Source organism: Propioniciclava sp., from assembly GCF_036744435.1.
Taxonomy (GTDB): domain Bacteria; phylum Actinomycetota; class Actinomycetes; order Propionibacteriales; family Propionibacteriaceae; genus Propioniciclava.
Genome location: NZ_DAIOIA010000033.1, coordinates 21,145 through 26,279 on the forward strand (window position 1 = coordinate 21,145; position 5,135 = coordinate 26,279).

Annotated in this window: 5 protein-coding genes; 2 read left to right on the forward strand and 3 right to left on the reverse strand. The window is 70.4% G+C overall.

Features of this window, described 5'->3' with window-relative positions:
- Positions 1-230 precede the first annotated feature (230 nt).
- Positions 231-1,133 (reverse strand): Fpg/Nei family DNA glycosylase, encoded by a 903-nt coding sequence (locus V7E09_RS06240; RefSeq protein ID WP_324510790.1) that lies wholly within the window; start codon positions 1,131-1,133, stop codon positions 231-233.
- 81 nt (positions 1,134-1,214) lie between these two features.
- Here V7E09_RS06240 and V7E09_RS06245 point away from each other — a divergent pair, with 81 nt between their 5' ends.
- Positions 1,215-1,820, forward strand: coding sequence for a DUF1707 SHOCT-like domain-containing protein (locus tag V7E09_RS06245; protein ID WP_324510789.1), 606 nt, complete (start codon positions 1,215-1,217; stop codon positions 1,818-1,820).
- Between the two features lie 246 nt (positions 1,821-2,066).
- Here the strand turns inward: V7E09_RS06245 and aat are convergent, their stop codons facing one another.
- Positions 2,067-2,765: a leucyl/phenylalanyl-tRNA--protein transferase gene (gene aat, locus V7E09_RS06250; RefSeq protein ID WP_324510788.1), complete on the reverse strand. Its 699-nt coding sequence runs from the start codon at positions 2,763-2,765 to the stop codon at positions 2,067-2,069.
- Positions 2,766-3,068: 303 nt separating this feature from the next.
- Here aat and V7E09_RS06255 point away from each other — a divergent pair, with 303 nt between their 5' ends.
- Positions 3,069-3,746 (forward strand): EcsC family protein, encoded by a 678-nt coding sequence (locus V7E09_RS06255; protein ID WP_324510787.1) that lies wholly within the window; start codon positions 3,069-3,071, stop codon positions 3,744-3,746.
- A 26-nt stretch (positions 3,747-3,772) separates the two neighbouring features.
- Here the strand turns inward: V7E09_RS06255 and alr are convergent, their stop codons facing one another.
- A complete protein-coding gene (gene alr, locus V7E09_RS06260; protein ID WP_324523166.1) occupies positions 3,773-4,888 on the reverse strand; it encodes an alanine racemase in 1,116 nt (371 codons plus the stop codon).
- Positions 4,889-5,135: the final 247 nt, after the last annotated feature.

Here is a 5,135-nt window from a genome sequence, read left to right on the forward strand (position 1 = left end):
GGGCCGACGTTGAGGGCCACGGTGGACGGGCCGAGGAAGGCCACGAGGATCGTGGTGAGGCAGCTCACGACGATCAGCTTCAGCCCGAGGGGGCCGTTGCGCGTCCATGGGCGTTCGCCGAAGCGGCGCAACCGCTCGACGATCGTGCTCACGTGGTCCTCCGGGGCGGGCTTGGTCTAGTGGGACAAGGCTACTGGGCAAACGGCGTCGGCCGGACGTCGTCCGGTGGGCTACTTCAGCAGCTTCGACAGCCGACGATCCGCCAGGAGCTTGCCGCCGGTCTGGCAGCCGGGACAGTAGTTGAGGAACGTGTCGGCGAAGCTCACCTCGGCGATGGGGGTGCCGCAGGTGGGGCAGGGCTCCCCCTTGCGGCCATGGACGCGCAGGTGGGTGCGTTTGCCGTCTTTGAGCTGGGATGGCCGGGCACCGTGCGCCCGCGCGATGGCGGCGAGCAGGTCCTCTCGGATCGCCGCGAACAGGGCGGCGGACTCGGCGTCGGTGAGGGATCCGGCGAGCTTGAAGGGGCTGAGCCTGGCGGCCTGGAGGATCTCGTCGGAGTAGGCGTTCCCGATCCCTGCCAGCACCGACTGGTCTTTGAGCAGGCCCTTGAGTTGGGTGCGAGCGTGGGCGGCGAGGACGTGGCGGAAGGCGTCGAGGTCGAAGCCGTCGGCGAGCGGGTCGGGTCCCAGCCGGGCGACCCCGGGGATCATCATCAGGTCGGTCACCACGTAGACGGCGAGGTGCTTTTGGGTACCGGCCTCGGTGAGGCTGAAGCCGACCGGGCCGTCGCCGGGGTCGTCGGCGTCGGGGCTGAGCGGTGGGCCCTCCGCGGTGACGCGCAAGGCGAGGGGACCCTTGGTGGGGCGCACCGCGGTCGCGGGGACGGGATCGTGCCAGGTGAGCCAGCCCGCGCGGGCCAGGTGGAACGCCAGCCACACCCCGTCCACGCCGATCGCCAGGAACTTGCCGCGCCGCTCCACGCGCTCGACGTCGAGGCCCTGCAGGGCGCTCAGCGGGACTTCGAAGGTCTTCAGCGCGCTGAACGCCGCCAGGTGGGCCGACGCGATGGTGCGGCCGACCAGGTTCGCGTCGAGGAATGAGCGCAACCCCTCCACCTCAGGCATCTCGGGCATGGCGGCTCCCTCATCGGTGAAGCCCCGGGGATCACCCCGGGTACCTTCAGCGTAGCCAGACGCTGTGGTTAGGCTGGACGCATGTCCCGCCAGCCCATGGTCCCCGAGCCCAGGCGCATGCGCGCCGGGGACGCCGACCGCGACGTCATCCTCTCTGTGATCCAGGACGCCTTCGCGAACGGACGCCTCAGCACCAGCGAGGTGTCCGAACGGCAGGAACGTGCGCTGACGAGCGTCTACACCGACGAACTGCTGCCCATCGTGGTCGACCTGCCCGAGGGGCAGGGACTGGCCGTGCAGTGGGGTGCGCCGGCGCCCCAGCAGCGGTTCGCCGCACCCGTCGCGGCGACCACCGGCGAGACCCGCTTCGTCGTCATGTCCGGGCGCGACTACGCCCTGCGCCCCGGGGAGACGTCGATCCGCAACGTGGTCATCATGGGCGGGGACACCATCGACACCTCCCCCGCGTTCGGGCCAGGCGTCACCGTCACCCTGCACGCCGACGTCATCATGGGCGGCCACACCATCCGCGTCCCCGCGGGGGTGCAGGTGATCGATGAGTGCCAGGGCATCATGAGCGGCAACACGATCACGAAGAACGCCCGCGGCGACGGTTCCAACGGCACCCTGCTGCTGACCGGCACTGCCCTGATGGGCGGCCACACCGTCAAGCTCGCCAAGCGCTAACCGCCGAGGACTGAGCCACCATCCGCCGAGGACTGCCCCTCCCGCCGCCGAGGACTGACCCTGCGGCCACCGAGGACTGAGGTTCAGAGCGCCCAGGACTGGGTTGGCCACCTGCCCACTGCGTCCTCCTGCCGATCCCTCCGGGCGGCGGCAATGGTCGACCGCTCACGAGTCCATGCACGCGTGTGGGATGGGCGATGCTCGGGCGGCGGCAATGCCGAGAGGTGGCGTGGAGGCGTCAGCCCCTCACCGCAGCAACTGCGCCTCCGACGCGCGGCCCCACTCGGGGGCGGGCAACGTGAGCGCTTCGGACAACCACCTGAGGTAGTCCACGCGATCCACTGCGACGGCACCCAGGGACGCGAGATGATCGGTCACCCACTGAACGTCCAGCAGGCGACCTTCGACGCCATCGTTCAGGACGCCAGCCAAACCCAGCAGCGCCACCTTGGACGCATCACGCCCGAGAACCGGATCGTGGAACATCGACTCCCCCGCGAACAGACCGCCCAGGCTGACGCCGTACAGGCCACCGGCCAGGTCGCCCTCCGCCGTCCACACCTCGACGGAGTGCGCCACCCCGAGGCGGTTCAGTTCGGTGTAGACGCCGATGACGTTCTGATCGATCCATCCGGAGGGACGCCGTGGATCGGCACACCGCTGGATCACCGCGTCAAAGGCGGCGTCCACGGTCACGTCATAGTGTCGGGCCGACTTGCGCAGCGACCGGGTGACCCGCAGGTCGTCCAGCGGTAGGACCCCGCGGTGCACCGGGGACCACCACCCCATCGTGCCGCGCGGCCAGCCCGCGTCGTGGAGCGGCATCGGGAACACGCCCGCCCGGTAGGCCTCGGCCACCAGATCCACGTCGAACTCGGCCGAGAGGGCGATCAGATCCTGATCCGGCCACTCCTCGACCGGCCCGAAGGCTCCCGACAACCCCATACGGTCAGTCTGGCACGCGCCTCCGACACCCTCCCCGGCGCCGGCGCCCCCTCCACCACTTCGCCGAGGACTGAGCTTCCAACCGTCCAGGACTCCCCCTCAACACGCCGAGGACTGAGCTTCCGGCCGTCCAGGACTGAGCATTCTCGCAACGATGACTACCTCAGCGGTCCATCCGCACCGGCACCAACCAGACAACGCACCGCGGATCAGGGCCCAGCCGGGGGCGGAACCCGTTGGACGCCGTCCGCCCCGCGTTTAGCCTGGACGGCAGGCGTCCCACGCCGCAGGAGGGAAGACACGATGGCAGGCGAGTCGCGCGAGGTCAGCAAGAACCCGCTCGCGCGCGCCCCCGAGGTCGGCGGCAACATGCTGCGCGGCCTCCTCGAGGCGGCGATCAACGGCACCACCATGGTCCCGGCGGCCAAGAGTGCGGCCGCCAAACACCTCGTCAAGAAGGGAACAGCGGAGGACGCCATCGAGTCGCTCGTCCTCACCCACGTCGGACTCGCCGGAGCCCAGGGTTTCGTCACCAGCCTGGGCGGCCTCCCCACCCTCGCCGTGACCCTCCCCGCGAACATCGCCGGACTCGCCGTGGTGCAGATCCGGCTGATCGCCACCATCGCGCACCTGCGCGGCTACGACATCGACTCGCCACGCGTCCGCACGGCGATGATCCTCTGCCTCATGGGACGCGACGGCGTCCGCAAACTCATGGACGACGGCATCCTGCCCAGCACCCCCCTGGCGATCGCGACGGCACCGGTCTTCGACGCCACCTTGGACCGGCTCGTCAGCGAACGCGTCCTCGGTGAACTCCTCGGACGCATCGGCGGACGCCGGGCAGGCCTGCTGTTCGCCCGGCGGATCCCGCTGCTCGGCGGCGGCGTCGGCGGGGCCATGGACGGCTACTCCACCATCGAGATCGGCGGCTTCGCCCGCGACGTGTTCATCACGCGACGCCGCATCACCGCCGGCTGACGCGGGCGTGCGGCAGCGGCGTCCGATCAGGTGAACCGGCGAGCGACGCGTCCCGCGACCAGGCACGTCACCTCGTAGGGGATCGTCCCCATGTGCCCGGCCACCTCGGACGCCGACACCACGGCGTCGCCCTGACGTCCGATGAGGACGGCCTCGTCACCGGGACGCACGTGCGTCGTCGGCCCGAGATCCACCATGAGCTGATCCATGCACACCCGGCCCACGATGGGGCGGCGCTCCCCGCCGATCAGCACGGCGCCCGCGTTCGACAGGCGCCGGGAGAACCCATCCCCGTAGCCGACCGGGAGAGTCGCGATCCAGGTGTCGGCCTGCGCCGTCCACGTACGCCCGTAACTCACGCTTTCGCCGGCCGCCACCTGTTTCACGAAGCTGACCTGTGTCGTCCATTCCAGGCCAGGACGCAGGTCGAGCGTGGGATCGGAGGTCGGGTCGGGCAGGCTGCCGTAGATCACGATGCCGGGGCGGACCATGTCGAACCAGGCGTCCGGATGCATCAGGACGCCGCCGGAGTTGGCCAGGTGCCGCAACTCGACCGGGCCGCGGGCGTCCGCGATCGCTTCGGTGACGGACGCGAACAGCGCGATCTGCTGGCCCGTGAACGCGCGTCCACCGTCGGTGTCGGAGACCGGCAGGTGGGAGAACACCCCGCGCAGTCGCAAACCTGCCGCGTCAGCGCGTCGCGCCAGCGGCACCGCGTCCTGCGGGGGGCAGCCGATGCGGTGCATCCCGGTGTCCACTTTCAGGTGGACCGACGCGGTGCGTCCGAGGCGGGAGGCGGCACTCGCGACCGCGTCGATGGTGTCGGCGTCCACGACGGCCAGGTCGATCTCGGCGTCCACTGCGGCGTCCACCTGGTCGGGTTCGGTGGCGTGGCTGAGCTTGAGGATGGGGAGCGTGACGCCGGCGTCGCGTAGCTGGAGGCCCTCGGGGACGGTCGCCACACCCAGCCAGTCGGCGGCCCCGGTCGCCTCGATCATTCGCGAAACCTCGATGGCTCCGTGGCCGTAGGCGTTGGCTTTCACGGCGGCCAGCACCGTGCGCTCGCCGACCCTGGCGCGTACGGCGTCCAGGTTGTGCCGGATGTGGTCCAACCGCGTCGTCGCGACCGAGGTGCTCAGCATGGCGCCATTGTTGCGCGTCCGTGGAGCACACGCTGAGATTCGCGCCCGGCCGTCGGCGTATCCGCCTCCGCCGAGGACTGAGCTTCCCAACGTCGAGGACTGAGCTTCCCAACGCCGAAGACTGAGACCCAGGACATCGAGGACTACCACGAGGCGCTCGGCAGGCACAGCCTCAGTCCTCGGCAAGCTCAGCCTCAGTCCTCGGCGGGGTAAGGCTCAGTCCTCGGCGGGGTGAGGCGGACGGGGT